This is a genomic window from Roseateles sp., assembly GCF_965262435.1.
Taxonomy (GTDB): Bacteria; Pseudomonadota; Gammaproteobacteria; order Burkholderiales; family Burkholderiaceae_C; genus Paucibacter_A.
The window spans coordinates 5319680-5337673 of record NZ_OZ253537.1; the positions used below are offsets into that span (position 1 = coordinate 5319680).

At 65.1% G+C, this 17994-nt stretch carries 14 protein-coding genes; 13 read left to right on the forward strand and 1 reads right to left on the reverse strand.

Annotated elements, in window-relative coordinates:
• The first annotated feature begins 62 nt into the window (after positions 1-62).
• The 12 genes from ACQY39_RS22845 (at position 63) to ACQY39_RS22900 (ending at position 15858) form a co-directional block, all read left to right on the forward strand.
• Positions 63-548, forward strand: coding sequence for a glycine zipper 2TM domain-containing protein (locus ACQY39_RS22845; RefSeq protein ID WP_428510191.1), 486 nt, complete (start codon positions 63-65; stop codon positions 546-548).
• Positions 549-909: 361 nt separating this feature from the next.
• The gene (locus tag ACQY39_RS22850) at positions 910-1506 is read left to right on the forward strand and encodes a hypothetical protein (RefSeq protein ID WP_428510193.1); all 597 of its coding nucleotides are present in this window, start codon (positions 910-912) and stop codon (positions 1504-1506) included.
• 42 nt (positions 1507-1548) lie between these two features.
• Entirely contained in the window at positions 1549-1914 is a 366-nt protein-coding gene (locus tag ACQY39_RS22855; protein WP_428510195.1) for a response regulator, read from the forward strand.
• 60 nt (positions 1915-1974) lie between these two features.
• Positions 1975-2307 (forward strand): STAS domain-containing protein, encoded by a 333-nt coding sequence (locus tag ACQY39_RS22860; RefSeq protein ID WP_428510197.1) that lies wholly within the window; start codon positions 1975-1977, stop codon positions 2305-2307.
• Positions 2298-4628, forward strand: a complete 2331-nt coding sequence (locus ACQY39_RS22865; protein ID WP_428510199.1) for a chemotaxis protein CheA — start codon at positions 2298-2300, stop codon at positions 4626-4628. Before ACQY39_RS22860 ends, ACQY39_RS22865 begins: the two co-directional genes overlap by 10 nt.
• 39 nt (positions 4629-4667) lie before the next feature.
• Positions 4668-7535, forward strand: a complete 2868-nt coding sequence (locus ACQY39_RS22870) for a methyl-accepting chemotaxis protein (RefSeq protein WP_428510201.1) — start codon at positions 4668-4670, stop codon at positions 7533-7535.
• A gap of 37 nt (positions 7536-7572) precedes the next feature.
• Complete coding sequence (locus tag ACQY39_RS22875; RefSeq protein ID WP_428510203.1) at positions 7573-10050, forward strand: methyl-accepting chemotaxis protein; 2478 nt, start codon at positions 7573-7575, stop codon at positions 10048-10050.
• A 51-nt stretch (positions 10051-10101) separates the two neighbouring features.
• Positions 10102-12789 carry a methyl-accepting chemotaxis protein gene (locus ACQY39_RS22880; RefSeq protein ID WP_428510205.1) on the forward strand — a complete coding sequence of 896 codons (2688 nt, stop codon included), beginning with the start codon at positions 10102-10104 and terminating at the stop codon, positions 12787-12789.
• A gap of 18 nt (positions 12790-12807) precedes the next feature.
• A complete protein-coding gene (locus ACQY39_RS22885) occupies positions 12808-13365 on the forward strand; it encodes a chemotaxis protein CheW (protein ID WP_428510207.1) in 558 nt (185 codons plus the stop codon).
• A 20-nt stretch (positions 13366-13385) separates the two neighbouring features.
• Positions 13386-14195 (forward strand): CheR family methyltransferase, encoded by an 810-nt coding sequence (locus tag ACQY39_RS22890; protein ID WP_428510209.1) that lies wholly within the window; start codon positions 13386-13388, stop codon positions 14193-14195.
• A complete protein-coding gene (locus ACQY39_RS22895) occupies positions 14188-14721 on the forward strand; it encodes a chemotaxis protein CheD (RefSeq protein WP_428510211.1) in 534 nt (177 codons plus the stop codon). Before ACQY39_RS22890 ends, ACQY39_RS22895 begins: the two co-directional genes overlap by 8 nt.
• Before the next feature lie 15 nt (positions 14722-14736).
• A complete protein-coding gene (locus ACQY39_RS22900) occupies positions 14737-15858 on the forward strand; it encodes a protein-glutamate methylesterase/protein-glutamine glutaminase (RefSeq protein WP_428510213.1) in 1122 nt (373 codons plus the stop codon).
• A 9-nt stretch (positions 15859-15867) separates the two neighbouring features.
• Here the strand turns inward: ACQY39_RS22900 and ACQY39_RS22905 are convergent, their stop codons facing one another.
• A complete protein-coding gene (locus tag ACQY39_RS22905) occupies positions 15868-16236 on the reverse strand; it encodes a response regulator transcription factor (protein ID WP_428510215.1) in 369 nt (122 codons plus the stop codon).
• Positions 16237-16446: 210 nt separating this feature from the next.
• On the opposite strand from ACQY39_RS22905, the gene ACQY39_RS22910 reads away from it, so the two are divergent.
• Positions 16447-17991, forward strand: a complete 1545-nt coding sequence (locus ACQY39_RS22910; protein WP_428510217.1) for a methyl-accepting chemotaxis protein — start codon at positions 16447-16449, stop codon at positions 17989-17991.
• Positions 17992-17994: the final 3 nt, after the last annotated feature.

The following is a 17994-nucleotide window of genomic DNA, read 5'->3' on the forward strand; positions in this document are numbered from 1 at the left end:
CGACTGCACAATGGATCCCGTTGCACCCGCATCCACGTGCAGCATCCAGGAGATAGAAAGCCATGAACAAGTCCCTCATCAGCGCCAGTTTGATCGCCCTCGCCGCCCTGAGCGCCTGCTCGACCACCAGCCCCGACGTGATCCAGCGCAACGAAGCCCAGCGCATGGCTGTGGTCCAGGACGCCACCGTGCTGAGTGTGCGCAGCGTCACCGTTGACGGCTCGCAAAGCGGCGCCGGCGCCGTCACCGGCGGTGTCGTCGGAGCAGTCGCAGGCTCCTCGGTGGGCGGCCGTCGTGAAGGCCAGATCGTCGGCGTGCTCGGTGCCGTGGCGGGCGCGGTGATCGGCAATGCCATCGAACGCAGCTCCACTCGCGAAGAAGCGATCGAAGTCCTGGTCCAGTTGCGCAACGGCGAGCGCCGCTCCGTCGTCCAGGCCAAAGGCAATGAAACCCTGAACCCCGGCGAAGCCGTGATCCTGGTGACCACCGGAGGCAAGACCCGTGTCACACGCGCCCCGCAGGTGCAGAGCGCACCGAACGCTCACTGAGCTCCTCCTGGGCTGCCCGCTTCGGCAGCCCCGCCAGCAACACCCAGCCGCCGCCGAGCTTTGCGCTCGCGGCGGTTTTTTTGCGTCTGTATTCGCCGAGCAACAGGCGGTCGTCATATTCACTTTCCCGGCAAGTGTGGCGATTAGCTTGCTAAATTGCCTCTTTATCCGGCTTGCTAGCAACAGGTAGGCCGGGGAGACTGAATTTCCAGCAAGTCAGAGCGGCCCCCTTGGTCGTGCGCAGATGGGCCAGACCCATTGCAGAAAGGCAGAGCGGATGAGTCCCCCCCTCAGAGGCGCCCCATGGGCCGCACACAGGCCCGGCCTCCGGGGCGTACTCGATGTGCGTTTGGGCCTGCCCTTGCTGATCTTGAGCTTGCTGACTGGCTGGCTGCTCTGGCAGCGCGACTGGCCCGCCGTGCTGCTCAGCGCCGCCGCAACAGGCCTGCTCTGGGCACGCCGCGACACCGATTCCACGGTCCAGGCCCCACTCGCCGCCCCACCTTCGCTCGATGCCGGCGTACGCCGGATGGCAACGGCTGTGATACCTGCTTGGGCCCGGCAGCTGAGCGCCATTCAATCCACCACCCAGAACGGTGCGCAGGAGCTGCTGGCCAGCTTCTCCAGCTTGCTGGAACTGCAGGATCAGCTCGAAAAGATGCTGGCGCGCCAGGCCACGCGCGAAGAGCTCCAGGCACTCAGCCGGGACATGCAAACACTGAGCGAGCAGGCCATGCACGGCCTGCAGTTCGGCGACCGTTTGGCGCAGATGGCCGACATCTTGCGCCTGGACACCGAGCAGTTTTTGGCCCGCATGCCGAGCATGGCGGACGTGACCGACAACAGCGCCCAGGACTGGCTGAACGCCCTGGAAGCCCGCTTCACCACCGAAGAACAACGGCAGTTCCACCATGGCCAGCCGGCTGCCCCCAAGGCCGACAAGGTCGACTTCTTCTGACCTCCCCCCATCTGACTGACATTTCCCGAGAGGACCTGCGACATGAGCAAAACCATTCTGGTCGTTGACGATTCCGGCAGCTTTCGCACCGTCGTCAAGCTGGCACTGCAGAAGGCCGGTTACAGCGTGATCGAAGCGGTAGACGGCCAGGACGCCGTCGGCAAGCTGACCGGCGCCAAGATCAATCTGATCGTCTGCGACGTCAACATGCCGAATATGGACGGCCTGACCTTCCTCAAGCATGTGAAGTCCCAGGCGGCCTACAAGTTCACGCCGGTCATCATGCTGACCACCGAGTCCCAGGAATCCAAAAAGGCCGAGGGCCGCAGCGCCGGCGCCAAGGCCTGGATCACCAAGCCTTTCCAGCCCTCGCAGTTGGTGGATGCGGTCAACAAGCTGTGTGTCTGAAGCCTGCTAGATCGACGTGACTGCGCCCGGAACCACTGAGGCGCGCGAAGGATGACGTCCATGTCCGAAACACAAGACGGCTCGACCGCCCTGGTCTGGCCCCTGGGGCCTGAGTTGACGATCGCACAAGCCAGCGAGGTCCACCAAAAGCTCCTGGAACTGCTGCCAGCGCTGCAGGGCGACCTGAGCCTGCAGCTCGCGGCGATCAGCGAGTTCGACAGTGCCGGCATCCAGCTTTTGCTGTCCGCGCGCCGGACCCTGCAGCTGCGCGGCGCCCACCTGCAACTGCTGGAGCCCAGTGCCGTGGTCCTGGCGGGCCTGCGCTGCTACGGCCTCGACGCCGATCTGGAGCCGCAAGCCGCGGCCAGCGAGGAGGAAGCGCCATGTCCATGACTGACGACGATGCCGAGATCCTGGCCGTTGCCCGCGCCGGCTTTCTCGATGAAGCGCAGGACATGCTGCGCCAGTTCGAGCAAGGCTTGCTGGTGCTGGAGAGCGAACCCGGCGACAGCGAGAGCCTGAACTCCGCCTTCCGGGCCGCCCACACCATCAAGGGCACGGCCGGCATGTTCGGCTGCGACGCGGTGGTGGCCTTCACCCATGAGGCCGAAACCCTGCTCGAGGCCTTGCGCTCGGGGCAGCGCCAGCTCGACGACACCGTGGTCGCCGCCCTGCTGGAAAGCCGCGACCAGATGGAAGCCCTGCTCGAAGAAGTGCGCAGCGGCCAGGAAGACCCGGCGGTGAAAGCCAGCAGCCAGGCCCTGGCAGCCCGACTGCGTGCCTTGCTGGGTCAGACCGAGTCAACCAAGCCTGCCGAGCCAGCCAGCACGCCTGCAGCGTCGGCCATGCAGCAGTCCGCTGCGAGCGATGCGGCGGTGCGCAGCTGCTGGCATCTGTCCCTGCGTTTCCATCAGGACGCCTTGCGCAACGGCCTGGACCCGCTGTCCTTTCTGCGCTATCTGGCCACCCTCGGCGATGTGCTGGCGGTACGAACCCAGGTTCAGGACGTGCCGGCGCTGGAAGACCTGGACGCCGAAGCCTGCCATCTCGGCTTTGAGGTCCGTTTCGACAGCCCGGCCAGCCGCCAGGACATCGAACGCGTGTTCGAGTTCGCGGTCGACGACAGCGACGTCCAGATCCTCGCGCCCGGCGCCCCGCCGGCCGAGTTCGAGGCCCTGGCCAGCCTGCGCTGCGGCGACGACGCGGCCGCGCGTGCCGCGCTGTTCGACTGCTGGCACGGCATGGGCCTGCGCTTTGAACTGCGGCTGGCAAGCGTGGCCGTCGCCGACGAGAACGACAGCGACCTTGCGGAACCGCAGCTCGTGCCCCATATCGAGCGCCGTGCCGCCACGCCCGAACCCAATGCCGCGCGCGGCAGCGACCGGCGCAGCGGCGTCGGCGAGCGCCGCGAGGGCGGCCGCGACCGCCGCGCGGGCGACGAGACCCGCTTTGTGCGGGTGCGCGCTGACAAGCTGGACAAGCTGATCGACCTGATCGGCGAGCTGGTGATCGCCGGATCGGGCGCCCAGATGATTGCCCACTTGGAGGGCAACGAAGCCCTGGTGGAAGCGAACTCGCGCGTCATGGACCTGGTGCAGGAAACCCGCGATGGCACCCTCGCCTTGCGCATGGTGCCGATCGGCGAAACCTTCGCGCGCTTCCAGCGTGTCGTGCGCGACATCTCCAAGCAGCTCGGCAAGGAGGTCGAGCTGGTCGTCACTGGCGGCGACGCCGAGCTCGACAAGTCCATGGTGGACGCCATTGCAGACCCGCTGATGCATCTGGTTCGCAACAGCATGGACCATGGCCTGGAGGCGCCGCCGGAACGCTTGGCGGCGGGCAAACCGGCCCTGGGTCGGCTGGCCCTGAATGCCTTCCATGAAGCGGGCTCCATCGTCATCGAAGTCAGCGACGACGGCCGCGGCCTGGCCCGCGAACGCATCCTGAACAAGGCCATCGAACGCGAGCTGATCCATGACAACCAAGTGCTGTCAGACCATGAGGTCTGGCAGCTGATCTTTCTGCCGGGCTTCTCGACCGCCGAAGCCATCACCGACCTGTCCGGGCGCGGCGTCGGCATGGACGTGGTCAAGCGCAGCATCGAAAGCCTGCGCGGCACCATCAGCCTGAGCAGCAGCAGCGGCCGCGGCACCTTGACCCAGATCCGCCTGCCCCTCACCTTGGCCATGATCGACGGCTTCCTGACCCTGGTCGGTGGCGTCAACTATGTGCTGCCCCTGGCGGCGGTGGCCGAATGCATCGACGTGCCCGCGGAATGCGAGCGCGAGGCCGAACGCCCGGTCGGCCAGCGCCGCATCAGCGGCACCTTCAATCTGCGCGGCGAGGTTCTGCCCTGGCTGGACCTGGCGCGCTTCTATGGCATCCAGCAAGACAGCGAGGCCGCCGGCACATCCACGGCCCATGCCCTCGACCGACGGCGCCGCAGCGTGGTCGTGGTGCGCGATGGCCAGACCCGGCTGGGCCTGATCGTTGACCGCCTGATGGGTGAGCACCAGACCGTGATCAAGCCACTCTCAGGCATCTTCCAGCACCTCAAGGCCTTGGCCGGCTCGACCATCCTGGGCTCGGGCGAAGTCGCCCTGCTGCTGGATGTGCCCGGCCTCACTGCCGCGGCCATCCGCGGCGGCCAGCGCGAACGCGAACAGGCCAAGCGAGGCCTTGAGCGGCAGGCACAGCCCGCCAAGCCCAACTGAAATGACGCGTTAGCTCACCTGCCCTCGAAAGCCGTCGCCATGCAGAACACCCTCCGTCACCTCATGTTGTGGCAGCGTTTTTTGCTGCTGGGTCTGCTCAGTCTGCTGGCATGCGGCATCCCGTCCATCATGGTGCTGCAAGACCGAATGGCCCAGGTCGCGAGCGCCGTCAATGAAGGTCTGGGGCTCAATCCTTTGAAGGCCTCGGTGGTGGTCTTGCAACATCTGCAGACGCACCGCGGGGTGGCCAGCCGCATGCTCAATGGCGACGACAGCGCGCAGGCGCCGCGCCTGGCGGCGGAGAAACAGCTGCAGGACAGCCTGACGGCCTTGCAGCAGTCGATTCCCGAAGGTGAGCACTACCAACTGGTGCGGGAGAGGGTCAAACAATTCGACGACAGCTGGCGCGGTTTGCTGGGCAAGATCAAGGCACGAGGCATCGACAGCAGCGCCAGCTTCGCGGCCCACACCGCCCTGGTCGACGCCCTCTTTCTGCTGATTGAGAGAGTGACAGACGTCTCAGGCCTGTCCTTGGACCCGGTGGAGGAAAGCTACTTCCTGGTCACGGCCTTGGCCGAGTACATGCCTCGCCTGACCGAGGCCGTCGCTCAAGGTCGGGGCAAAGGTGCCGCGATGCTGGCCACAACCGCAGCCGGGCGAGAGGTCGATGACAGCGAACGCCAGGCCCTCGGGCAAACCATGCGTGAAATCAATTTCTGGCGCGAACGCAGCAAGCGCCAGATCGACAAGGCCGTCGCCGCCGCACCCGAGGCCCTCAAGTCCTTGCGCGCGCCCTTCGACGCAGCCGACCAGGCGGCGGAGAACTTTGGCAGCCACCTGCAACAGGAGCTGCGTGCTGGCGCCAAATCAAGAAAGACCGCGCAGGAACTGTTCGCCGATGGCAGCGTTGCCGTCGAAGCCCAGCTCTCACTAATCAACACGACGGCCGGTGTGCTGCAAGACATGTTGCAGCAGCGAGCTAACACCCTGCGTCAGCAGCGCAACTTGATTCTTGGCGCGCTGGCGGGCTTGATGCTGATGAGCCTGGGCCTGGGCTACACCATCGTGCGCTCGGTCACCCGGCCGCTCGCAAGAGCCCTGGCAGCCGCTGACGCGGTGACACAGGGCGATCTGGACTTCAACACCGAAGACACCGCCCGCGACGAAGTCGGCCGCTTGCTCCACAGCCTGCGTGCCATGCAGGGCAATCTGCGCGAGCGCCTGAATCGAGATGCCCATGTGGCGGCCGAAACCGGTCGGGTCAAACAGGCGCTGGACCGCTGCTCCACCAATGTGATGGTGGCCGACGCAGACGGCATCATCGTCTATGCCAACCCATCGGTTCTGCAGATGATGCAGCGGAACGAGGCCACCTTGCGGCGCGAGTTGCCGGGTCTGGATGTCTCCCGCCTGATTGGCCAAAACTTCGACGTTTTCCACCGCAACCCGGCGCACCAGCGAAATCTGCTCGCCGGCCTGCGCGACGAACACCGCGTGCGCATCCAACTGGCCGGTCTGAGCTTTTCGCTGATCGCCAACCCCATCACCGACGCGCAGGGCCAGCGCCTCGGGACGGTGGTCGAGTGGCAAGACCTGACGGCCGAACTCGCCGCACGCGAGGCCGAGCAGAAACTGGCGGCCGCCAACGCGCGCATCAAGCAAGCGCTGGACGTGGCCGACATGCCGGTGCGCATCTCCGACGCGGAGGGCACCGTGGTCTACGCCAATGAAGCCCTGATGAGCATCCTGCGCCGCGACGAGGCGGCCTTCCGCCAGGAGCTGCCGGGCTTCGATGCCAACCGGGTGATCGGTGGATCAATCGGCATGTTCTACCGCGACCCGCAGGCCGCCATGGAGCGGCTGCGTCAGCTCACGCAGACCGCGCGCAGCGCCATGGTGCTGGGTGGCCGCCACTACGACGTCACCACCTCGCCGATTCGGGACGCAGCCGGAGCCCAGCTGGGTACGGTGGGCCAATGGCAGGACCGCACCGAACAATTGGCGGCCGAACGCGAGTTCGACAGCCTGGCCAGTGCGGCGGCGGACGGCGACCTGAGCCAGCGCATTGCCCTGGACGGCAAGCAGGGCTTCTTCCGCCAGATTGGCGAAAAGTTCAATGCCTTGATCGACATCATCAGCCAGACCATCGTCGATGTGCGTGCGGCGGCGGACCAATTGGGCAGCGCCTCAGACCAGGTCTCGCAGACCTCGCAGTCACTCTCGCACTCGGCTTCACAGCAGGCCGCCAGTGTGGAGGAGACCACCGCCTCGCTGCAGGAGATGGCTGGCTCGGTCAAGCAGAACGCCGACAGCGCCACGTTGACCGATGGCATCGCCACCAAGGCTGCGGCCGAAGCGGTCGAGGGCGGCCAGGCCGTCGGTTCCACGGCCGAGGCCATGAAGCAGATCGCCACCAAGATTTCCATCATCGACGACATCGCCTACCAGACCAATTTGCTGGCCCTGAATGCCGCGATTGAGGCCGCCCGCGCAGGCGAGCATGGCAAGGGATTTGCGGTGGTGGCGGCTGAGGTGCGCAAGCTGGCCGAACGCAGCCAAGCCGCGGCCCAAGACATCTCCAAGCTGGCCGGCTCCAGCGTCGACCTGGCCGAAAAGGCCGGGCATCTGCTCGGCGGCATGCTGCCCTCGATCCGCCGCACCTCGGAGCTGGTTTACGAAATCGCCACGGCCTCAGGCGAGCAGTCCCAGGGTGTGAGCCAGATCACCAGCGCCATGCACCAGTTGTCCAACATCACCCAGCAGACCGCATCGGCATCCGAGGAGCTGTCTGCCACGGCCGAGGAGCTCTCGGCACAGGCCAGCCAACTGCAGGAGCAGATGGCTTTCTTCAAGCTCAAGGTGACACCAGCTTCACCTGCCTCGGGTGCCCGTGTTCGAGCGCGCTGATCACAGGCGATCCGCCTCTTTTTTTGGGAGTCAAACAATGTCCATCACAGACATGAAAGTGGGTCAGCGCCTCGGGCTGGGTTTTGCCATGGTGCTGAGTTTGCTGGCCCTGTTGGTGGGGCTGGCTTGGCGTGATTTGAATCACCTCCAGCACATGCTGCATCACCTGGTGGACGAAAACTTCACCCGCATCGTGCAGCTCAATGAGGTGTCCGAGCAGACGCATGTCGAACAACGCTTGATCCGCAGCGCCATCCTGCGCAGTGCAGCCGATGCAATCGAGAGTGAAAAGCAGAAGATCGCCGAATCCCGTAGCGAATTTGATACCGCCATGGGCAAGCTGGTGAAAAACTCGACGCGCGAAGAGGATCGCGAGCTCCTCAAACAGATACAGACCCTGAGTGCCCAAACCCGAGCGCTGGATGATCAGGTCTTCGAACTCGCACGCCAGAACAAGGACAACGAAGCTGCCGAGCTGCTGCTGAACAAGGCCAGTCAGGTGGCCAAGGCGCTGCAGACAGCGGTTCACGAAGGTCTGAGCCTGCAAGTCGCTGACGCCGAGATGGATGCAGCGGAAAGCACGCGGGAGTATGAGTTGATACAGAAGTTCATGGCCGGCCTGACTGCCGCTGCCCTGATCTTGGGCGCGACGGCTGCCTGGCGGCTGACCCGCAGCGTCACGCGGCCGTTGGCCATCGCCAGCCAGGTGGCTGAAGCCATCGGACAGGGCGAACTGAACAAGCAATTCCGCAGCGAGGGCAAAGACGAAACCGCACGACTCCTGCAGGCCCTGGAGAAGATGCAGGCCCAGCTGCGCGAGCGCAATGAACGCGACAGCCGGGTGGCGGCGGAAAACGGCCGAGTGCGCCAGGCACTGGATCGCTGCTCCACCAATGTGATGGTGGCCGACCCGGACGGGAATATCGTCTACACCAATGCCTCGGTGATGGCGATGATGCAGGGCAACGAAGCGGCCCTGCGACGCGAATTGCCGCAGCTGAATGTCCAAGAGCTGGTCGGCCAGAACTTCGACAAGTTCCATAAAAACCCGGCGCATCAGCGCAATCTCTTGGGCAATCTAAAGGCTGAATACAAAACCGAAATCAAGGTGGCCGGGCTGACCTTCAGGCTGATCGCCAACCCCATCATCGATGCCCAGGGCACACGCCTGGGCACGGTGGTCGAGTGGCAGGACCGCACGGCCGAGCTCGCCGCACGCGAAGCCGAGCTGGCCCTGGCGGCCGAGAACGCACGCATCAAGGAAGCCCTGGACGTGGCCGCCATGCCGGTGCGAATCGCCAATGCCGACGGCACCATCGTCTACATCAACCAGGCGCTGAGCCAGCTGGCCTTGCGCGACGAGAGCGCCATCCGTGCCGAGCTGCCGAACTTTGATGCCCGCCGCATCGTCGGGGGCTCCGCCGGCATGTTCTACCGCGACCCGCAAATGGCCTTGGCCCAGCTGCGCTCGCTCACTGCCACGGTGCAGGACGAACTGCAGCTGGGCGGGCGCCACTATGCCGTCACGACCTCGCCGATTCGCGATGCCGCCGGCCAGACCGTGGGCAGCGTCGGCCAATGGACCGATCGCAGCGATCAGCTGGCCGCCGAACGTGAGTTCGATGCCCTGGCCAGCGCAGCCACCGAGGGTGATCTCAGCCAGCGCATCCCCCTGGAAGGCAAACAAGGTTTCTTCCGCCAGATTGGCGAGAAGTTCAACAGCCTGATCGACACCGTGGCCGAAACCATCGTCGAGGTGAGGGCCGCGGCCGAACAGCTGTCGAGCGCGTCGGACCAGGTGTCGCAGACCTCGCAATCGCTGTCTCACTCGGCCTCGCAACAGGCCGCCAATGTTGAGGAAACCACGGCCTCGCTGCAAGAGATGGCGGCCTCCGTCAAGCAAAACGCCGACAACGCGCACATCACCGACAACATGGCCACCCAGGCTGCGACCGAAGCCATGGAAGGCGGCCAGGCCGTCAGCATGACGGTGGACGCGATGAAACAGATCGCCACCAAGATTTCCATCGTCGACGACATCGCCTATCAAACCAACCTGCTGGCCCTGAATGCCGCGATCGAGGCGGCGCGCGCGGGCGAGCATGGCAAGGGTTTTGCCGTGGTGGCCGCCGAGGTGCGCAAGCTGGCCGAACGCAGCCAGGTGGCCGCACAGGAGATCGGCAGCCTGGCCAGTTCCAGCGTACGACTGGCGGAAAAAGCCGGGGTCCTGCTCAGCAATATGGTGCCCTCGATCCAGAAGACGTCGGCGCTGGTGCAGGAGATCGCGGCTGCCTCGGGCGAGCAGTCGCAAGGTGTGACCCAGATCACCAGCGCCATGCACCATCTTTCAAGCTCGACGCAGCAGACCGCTTCGGCCTCCGAAGAGCTCTCGGCCACCGCGGAGCAGCTCTCGGCCCAGGCCGCCCAGCTGCAAGAGCAGATGGACTTTTTCAAGCTGGTCCAAGCGGGAGCGGCGACCCAAGGCCGAGGCGGCCAACGCACGGGCCGCCCTTGAAGCTCGGCATGCGCCGCAGTTACAGATCAACCGGACGATGGGACTCAGAGCATGCGCACCAACCTACCAGTGACCGAACGGGAATACCTGCTGCGCGATGGCATGACCATCGTGTCGCGCACGGACCTCAAGGGCCGCATCACTTACATCAATGAGGACTTCATCGAAGCCAGCGGCTTCAACGAAAGCGAGTTGATCGGTCAGCCCCACAACCTGGTGCGCCACCCGGACATGCCGGAAGAAGCCTTCCTGGACATGTGGACGGTCCTGAAGGCCGGCAGGCCCTGGACCGGGATGGTCAAGAACCGCTGCAAGAACGGTGACTTCTACTGGGTGGTGGCCAATGCCACGCCGGTCAAGGAAGGCGAAGCAGTGGTCGGCTATATGTCGGTGCGCACCCGGCCCAACCGCGACCAGGTGGAAAGCGCGGAGGCGCTCTACCGTCGCTTCAAGGAAGGCCGGGCCCAGGGCTGGTTGATCCGCGACGGCCAAGGTGTGCGCACCGGTCTTGCCGATCGACTGAACCAGGGCCTGGCCCGCCTGAACCTGCGTGCCAAGTTGGCTTTGCTAGCGATCGCTTTGTTGTTCGGTGCGGCGCTGCTGGGCTATGCGGCGGCCCTGAGAGACCCCTGGTTTGCTGTGGCCGGTGCGCTGATGAGTCTGCTTTCCCTGTGGGGACTGAGCCGCATGGCTGGGCGTTTGAGCCGCGTGCTGCCGGCTGCTGCGGCACAGTTCGAACTGTTCGGCCAAAGCCGCTTCGATGGCATCGTGCCGGTCGACGGCCGCGATGAACTGGCCGGCATGATGCTGGCCATGAAACGGGTGCAGACCCGTCTGGGCTTCGAGTTTGCGGATGCCCGCCGCCGCGCTGACGATGCCGAACGCATTCGCCAGGCCCTGGATGTGGCCGCCACCAACATGATGGTGGCCGACCCCGGCTACAACATCATCTACGGCAACGCGTCCTTGCAGGCCATGCTCAGCGCCGCCGAGGCAGACATCCGCAAGGATTTGCCGCGCTTCAGCGCCGCCAGCCTGATCGGCACCAATATCGACACCTTTCACAAGAACCCGGCGCATCAACGTGGCATGCTGGACCGCCTGAGTGGCGTCTTCAAGACCCGCCTGAACATCGGCGGGCGGCGCTTTGACCTGATCGTCAACCCGGTGCTCGCCCGAGGCAAGCGCCTGGGCACGGTGGTCGAGTGGCGCGACATGACGGCCGAGCTGGCAGCCACCGAAATGTCTGAGCAACTGGCGGCAGAAAATGCGCGCATCAAACAGGCCCTGGACTGCTGCTCGACCAATGTGATGATCGCCGACCCGGACGGAAAGATCATCTACAACAACAGCTCGGTCGCCCAGATGATGCAGCGCAACGAGGGCGAGCTGCGCAAGGTCTTGCCCAGCTTCGAGGCGCGCCGCATCGTCGGCTCCAACTTCGACCAGTTCCATCGCAACCCCGGCCACCAGCGCCAACTCCTGGCCGGCATCAAGAGCGAGTACAAGGCCGAAATCCAGGTTGGCAGCTTGCATTTCTCCCTGACCGCCAATCCGATCAACGACGCACAAGGTCTGCGCCTGGGAACCGTCGTCGAATGGTTGGACCGCACCGTGGAGGTCGCAGTGGAGGCCGAAATTGGCAATATGGTGGACGGCGCCTCCCACGGTGATTTTGCGCAGCGTGTGCCGCTGGAGGGCAAGCAGCCGTTCTTCCGCATGCTGGGGGAGAAGTTCAACACGCTGGTCGAAACCGTGAGCCAGACCATACGCGAGGTTCGCACCGCGGCCGAGCAACTGTCCAGCGCGTCGGACCAGGTGTCGCAGACCTCGCAGTCGCTCTCGCACACGGCCTCGCAACAAGCCGCCAGCGTCGAGCAGACCACGGCCTCGCTGCAAGAGATGGCCGCCTCGGTCAAGCAGAACGCCGACAGTGCCAACCTGACCGACGGCATGGCCACGAAAGCAGCCACCGAAGCCATGGAAGGCGGCCAGGCCGTCAGCATGACGGCCGACGCCATGAAGGCCATCGCCACCAAGATTTCCATCATCGACGACATCGCCTACCAGACCAATCTGCTGGCGCTCAATGCGGCCATCGAGGCAGCACGCGCCGGCGAGCATGGCAAGGGATTCGCGGTGGTCGCGGCCGAGGTGCGCAAGCTCGCGGAGCGCAGCCAGGTGGCGGCACAGGAGATCGGCAATCTGGCCGCTTCCAGTGTCAAACTGGCCGAGAAGGCCGGCGGCTTGCTGAACAATATGGTGCCGTCGATCCAGAAGACCTCGGAGCTGGTCCAGGAGATTTCCGCCGCTTCGGGCGAGCAGGCGCAGGGCGTGGTGCAGATCACCGGCGCCATGAACCATCTCTCCAACATCACCCAGCAGACCGCGTCGGCATCGGAGCAGCTCTCGGCCACGGCCGAAGAGTTGTCGGCACAAGCCGCACAGCTGCAAGAACAGATGGCCTTTTTCCAGCTCGGTGACGAAGCGACTGCGAGCGGAGCGTCGACGCGCGGCAAACCAGCGCTCCCGGCAAAGGCCGGGGTCGCCCGGCGGCCCGCACCGGCAGCACCCAGCCTACAGACCCATGCGCCCATGAGCGATGTGCAGCGCAAAGTGGCCGAATTCAAAGCCAAGCAAAGTCAAGCCCAGCAGTCGGCCAAGCGCAGCGGAGCGCAGCCCAGCGCTTCCGGTTCGGCAAGCGACGAGATCGACGAATCGCACTTCAAGCGCTTTTGAACGCATCAGGAATCACGCATGAATCCCGCTCAAAAAACCCAAGCAGGCGCACCGGCCGACCTGCTGCGCGGCGCCATCGCCGAAGCCCAACAGGCGGGACCGCCCCTGCAGATGCTGCGCATGGCCGTCGGGCGAGAAAACCTAACCGTGCCGATCAGCGCGGTGCGCGAGATCCTGGAGGTCGGCCGCATGACACCGCTACCGCAAACACCCGACTTCGTGCGCGGGGTGATGAATCTGCGCGGCGCGGTGGTTCCTGTGATCGACCTCGGCGCCCGCTTCGGCTTCGGTCCGACCCAGATCGGCCGACGCTCGGCCATCATCGTGGTGGAAGCGCGCGGTGATGAAGACTTCGACCGCTTGATCGCCGGCGTGCTGGTGGATGCGGTCTACGAGGTGCTCGAGGTGGACAGCCAGCGCATCGAGACGGCGCCCAGTCTGGGCGTGGCCATCGCCGCCGAGTTCATTGCCGGCATGATCAATGTCAGCAGCGGCTATGCGGTGCTGCTCAATCTCGACCAGGTACTGTCCCCATCCGCATTGTCCCAACTGATCGCCGAGAGCCAAGGCGCCTGAGCGGCGCGGCGCCCACCACCATGGCCCAGTTCAGCGACGCCGCCTTCAAGTCCATCAGCGACTTGTTCCACCGCATCTCGGGCATACGCCTGACCGACAACAAGCGCGCCCTGGTGCAAAGCCGTTTGCAGAAGCTGGCCGTGGACAACGGCGAGCCTGACCTGAACCAATTCGTGCAGAAGATCGTACGCGGCGATCTGCCCGAGTCATTGCTGGTCCAGGTGGTGGACAAGCTGACCACCAACGAGACCTATTTCTTTCGCGAACCCGCCCACTTTGAAGACCTGGCCCGGCGCGCCGCCGCGCACCCCGCGGGGCAGGAGTTCCTGGTCTGGAGCGGGGCCTCCTCGTCCGGAGAGGAGGCCTACAGCATTGCCATGGTGCTGGCCGACAAGCTGGGCCTGAGCAGCGCCCGCCCCTGGTCCATCAAGGGCACCGATCTGTCCACGGCCATGGTGGCCAGCGCCAGCCGCGGCCTCTACCCCATGGAGCGCGCGCGCATGATGGCGCCCGACTACCTGCGTCGCTACTGCCTGCGCGGCGAAGGGCCTTACGAAGGGCAGATGCTGATCAGCCGAGAGCTGCGGGCGCGCGTGCAATTCCAATGTGCGAACCTGATGCAGCCGCTGCCGGCGCTGCCGCGCTTCGATGTGATCTTTTTGCGCAATGTGTTGATCTATTTCGACCTGGAAGCCAAGCAGGCCATCGTCAGCCGGGTGATCGAACGGCTCAAACCCGACGGCGTGCTCTACCCTGGCCACGCCGAATCACTGGCCAATCTGAACCTGCCTTTGAAAGCGGTGGCACCTGCCATCTACCAACATGCATAAGGACAGGAACACCGGTTCCGACACCCACAAGTCGGCAGGCAGCCATGCCCTGATCAACTTGATGCCGGGCCAATGGCATTTCGGCCGCGACGCCACCTTGCGCACCTTGCTCGGTTCCTGCGTTGCCATCACCTTGTGGCATCCACAGAAGCACTGCGGTGGCATGTGCCACTTCCTCCTGCCCAGCCGCAGCAGCCGCGGCAGCACGCCCCTGGACGGACGCTACGGCGATGAAGCCGTGGACTTGCTGCTCGCCGGCATCAAGCAGAGCGGCACCCAGCCCGCGGACTACCTGGCCCATCTCTACGGCGGCGCTGACACCATGCCGGACGCCGCCAACGTCAAGTTCAATGTCGGCCAGCGCAATATCGAGCAGGGCTGGGCCCTGATCGACCGCCTGGGCTTCCAGCTCCAGGACGTGGACGTTGGCGACAGCATTCCGCGCACCGTCAGCCTCAATCTGAGCACGGGGCAGGTGGACGTCAAGCGCGGCCAGACCACGCTGATGCCGCCGCCGCGTCGCTGAAACCTCACTCGCACCATGTCACGCCCTTCGCCTTTGCCTGTCCCATCCCCTGCTGCTGCCGGCGGCCCGCTGCGGGTCGCGGTGATCGATGACTCCGCGGTCGTGCGCAAGCACCTCAGCGCCTTGCTGGAGGCCGCCGGCATCGAAGTCAGCATCACCGCCAGCGACCCCTTGTTCGCCTGGCCCAAGCTCGAAGCCGCCTGGCCCGATGTCATCGTGCTCGACGTCGAGATGCCGCGCATGGATGGCATCAGCTTTCTCAAACGGGTGATGGACGAACGCCCGACTCCGGTGGTGATGTGCTCAACCCTGACCGAGGCCGGCTGCGAGACCACCATGGAGGCACTCGCCGCCGGCGCGGTCGGTTTTGTCACCAAGCCCAAGCTCGGTCTGCGCGATTTTCTCGAGGACCCCGGCAATGGCCTGGTCCAGGCCGTGCGTGCAGCCGCTCGGGCCAATATGCGGGCCATGCCCAAGCCAATGGCTGCGGCCCTGGCCCGCCCGAATGCAAAAGCGGCCGGCGCTGAAGCGCAGCTCCGCCCTGCGGCCATGGCCCAGACCACCGACCGTGTGATCGCCTTCGGCAGCTCGACCGGCGGCGTCCAGACCATCGAGGCTGTGCTGCGCCAGCTGCCGCGCACCATGCCCGGCATCGTGCTGGTGCAGCACATGCCGGAAAAGTTCACCCATTCCTTTGCCGCGCGCTTGGACAGCACTTGCGCACTGGAGGTGATGGAGGCCAAGGACGGCGACCGGGTCATCAACGGCCGCGTGCTGGTGGCGCCCGGCGGCCGCCATATGCAGCTGCGCCGCAGCGGTGCGCAGTATGTGGTTGAGGTGCGCGACGGGCCGCTGGTGGGCCACCACAAGCCCTCGGTCGATGTGCTGTTCAAATCGGTCGCCCAGGCTGCCGGACGCAATGCCATCGGCGCCATCTTCACGGGCATGGGCGAGGACGGCGCGCGCGGCCTGCTCGACATGCGCCGGGCTGGCGCCAGCACGCTGGCGCAGGACGAGGCCAGCTGTGTGGTTTACGGCATGCCCAAGGCAGCCGCCGAGCTCGGCGCCGCCGAGCACATCGTCGGCCTGAGCGATATGCCGCTCACTTTGCAGGTCTTGGCGGGCCTGCTGCCGTAACGCCTAACTTCAGCGAATGACTTTGCTGATGACCTTCATCAGCTCCAGCGGGCTGAAGGGCTTGATCAGATACTCATCAGCACCGGCCTTGGCGCCGGCCTGCTTGTCGGCCTCCTGGCCCCGGGCGGTCAGCAATACGACCTTGGTGCGTTTCAGTCCAGCATCGGCCTTGACCTTCTGGCAGACCTCCAGGCCATTGAGGCCGCCCGGCATCATCACATCGAGCAGCATCAGGTCCGGTCGCAGACGCTGTGCCTGGGCCAAGCCTTCCGTGCCATCGGCGGCTTCGTGAATCTCGTAGTCATCAAATTCCAGGGTCACGCGAATCAATTCGCGGATTTCTTCCTGGTCTTCAACAATCAAGATCTTTTTCGCCATATTCACCCCGAGACGTGGCAAGCAATGCCTGCCATGATGCCTCATGCAGCACATGCTCGGCCCCGTGAAAGCGGCAGTTTTTTACATGCCACTACCAGGCCATAGCGCCCGAACAAGGGCTCAAGTTGGCGCCTGGGTGGGCCGATGAGGATCCAGGGCATCCTCTGACCGGGAGGCCGCCGTATCCGCCAGTCAAAGGATCAGGTTCGCATGAATGCTCACCCAGCACTGCACCAAGGCAACCGGACTCAGGATCGTTTCCTGGTGGCGGTCATCGCGGCGAACGCCCTGCTTGCCATCGGTTTGGGCTATGGCTACGGGCAACTTGGCACCGCCTTGATGCTGGGCCTGGGCTGCTTGCTAGGCGCTGGCGCAGCGCTGCATTTCTGGAGCGGCCGGCCGAGCTGCCGGCATTTGCTGGCCACGCTGCTGGTGGTCTTGGTGGCCAGCCAATTGCAGATCAGCCGCGGCGACACCACCATCCACGCCAATGTCTATGTCACCCTGTGCCTTGTGCTGCCCTATGGCGACTGGAAGCTGATCGCCTACACCGGCGTCTTGCTGGTCGCGCATCACCTCGGCTTTGAGGCCGTCACCAGCAGCGCCATGCCCTTGTTCGTGCACGAAAACGACAGCCGCCTGGCTGACCTCGCGGACATCGGTTTCATCCTGGTTCTCGGTGGCTTCCTGGTCCACGCGGCCATGGGCATGAACCGCCGGGCCAGCGAACGCTTCGAGCTCGAATTCCTGGTCAACGCCATGGGCCGCGACGGTCCGATTCGACTCAATCTCGATGTGGTGCGCACCGATTCCGCGGTGGGCCACCGTCTCAAGCATGTGCAGGGCCGCATGGCGGCCGCCTTGCGCCAGGTGCGCGACGCAACGGTCAACGTCCACGGTGTGGCCCAGGAGGTCGGAGACAGCAGCGGCGAGCTGATGGCGCGCACCGACCGCACGGCCAACGGCCTCAAGGACGCGGCCATGTGTCTGGAGCAGATCACGGTGATCGTGCAAGAAAGCGCACGCGCCTCCAAGCAAGCAAGAGAACTGAGCCATGCCTCCTCGGCGCTGGCGGTGCGCGGAGGCGCGGTGGTGACGCAGATGGTCAGCACCATGGAGGAGATCGACAAATCCTCGCGTCGCATCACCGACATCATCGGCACCATCGACGCGATTGCCTTCCAGACCAATATCCTGGCCTTGAACGCTGCCGTTGAAGCGGCGCGCGCGGGCGAGCAGGGCCGGGGTTTTGCGGTCGTGGCCAGCGAGGTGCGGCGCCTGGCCGGCCGCTCGGCCGAAGCCGCGCGGGAGATCAAGAACTTGATCTCGGCCTCCATAGAAACCGTCGAACGCGGCACCCAACTGGCCAGCGCAGCGGGCAGCACCATGGAAGAGCTGGTCAGCTCGGTGCAAAGCGTGGGCACCGTGTTTGAAAGCCTGACTGCCGACAACGCCGAGCATGCGCAAGGCATCGAGGTGGTGGCCGCCTCCGTGAAGGAGCTGGACGAGGTGACACGGCAGAACGTCCATGTGGCCGAGCGCTCCAGCCAGATCGCCGATGAGCTGCTGCAGCAAGCGGCAACGCTGGCCGAGGTGCTCAGCACCTTCCGGCTGGGTGACGATGCCGCCGTCAACGAGTTGCTGCGCAAAGCGCAGCAGACGGCTGCGGCGGCAACAGCCAAGCGTCAGGAGCGCACGCAGCACACGGCGAGCGCGGGCGACTCGGGCGGCGGCGCCGGCATCGATTTCTTCTGAACC

Bases quoted from the DNA above. Each gene is read 5' to 3' on its own strand.
- ACQY39_RS22845 (WP_428510191.1), top strand. From the start codon at position 63: ATGAACAAGTCCCTCATCAGCGCCAGTTTGATCGCCCTCGCCGCCCTG.
- ACQY39_RS22855 (WP_428510195.1), top strand. From the start codon at position 1,549: ATGAGCAAAACCATTCTGGTCGTTGACGATTCCGGCAGCTTTCGCACC.
- ACQY39_RS22860 (WP_428510197.1), top strand. From the start codon at position 1,975: ATGTCCGAAACACAAGACGGCTCGACCGCCCTGGTCTGGCCCCTGGGG.
- ACQY39_RS22865 (WP_428510199.1), top strand. From the start codon at position 2,298: ATGTCCATGACTGACGACGATGCCGAGATCCTGGCCGTTGCCCGCGCC.
- ACQY39_RS22870 (WP_428510201.1), top strand. From the start codon at position 4,668: ATGCAGAACACCCTCCGTCACCTCATGTTGTGGCAGCGTTTTTTGCTG.
- ACQY39_RS22875 (WP_428510203.1), top strand. From the start codon at position 7,573: ATGTCCATCACAGACATGAAAGTGGGTCAGCGCCTCGGGCTGGGTTTT.
- ACQY39_RS22880 (WP_428510205.1), top strand. From the start codon at position 10,102: ATGCGCACCAACCTACCAGTGACCGAACGGGAATACCTGCTGCGCGAT.
- ACQY39_RS22885 (WP_428510207.1), top strand. From the start codon at position 12,808: ATGAATCCCGCTCAAAAAACCCAAGCAGGCGCACCGGCCGACCTGCTG.
- ACQY39_RS22890 (WP_428510209.1), top strand. From the start codon at position 13,386: ATGGCCCAGTTCAGCGACGCCGCCTTCAAGTCCATCAGCGACTTGTTC.
- ACQY39_RS22895 (WP_428510211.1), top strand. From the start codon at position 14,188: ATGCATAAGGACAGGAACACCGGTTCCGACACCCACAAGTCGGCAGGC.
- ACQY39_RS22900 (WP_428510213.1), top strand. From the start codon at position 14,737: ATGTCACGCCCTTCGCCTTTGCCTGTCCCATCCCCTGCTGCTGCCGGC.
- ACQY39_RS22905 (WP_428510215.1), bottom strand. From the start codon at position 16,236: ATGGCGAAAAAGATCTTGATTGTTGAAGACCAGGAAGAAATCCGCGAA.
- ACQY39_RS22910 (WP_428510217.1), top strand. From the start codon at position 16,447: ATGAATGCTCACCCAGCACTGCACCAAGGCAACCGGACTCAGGATCGT.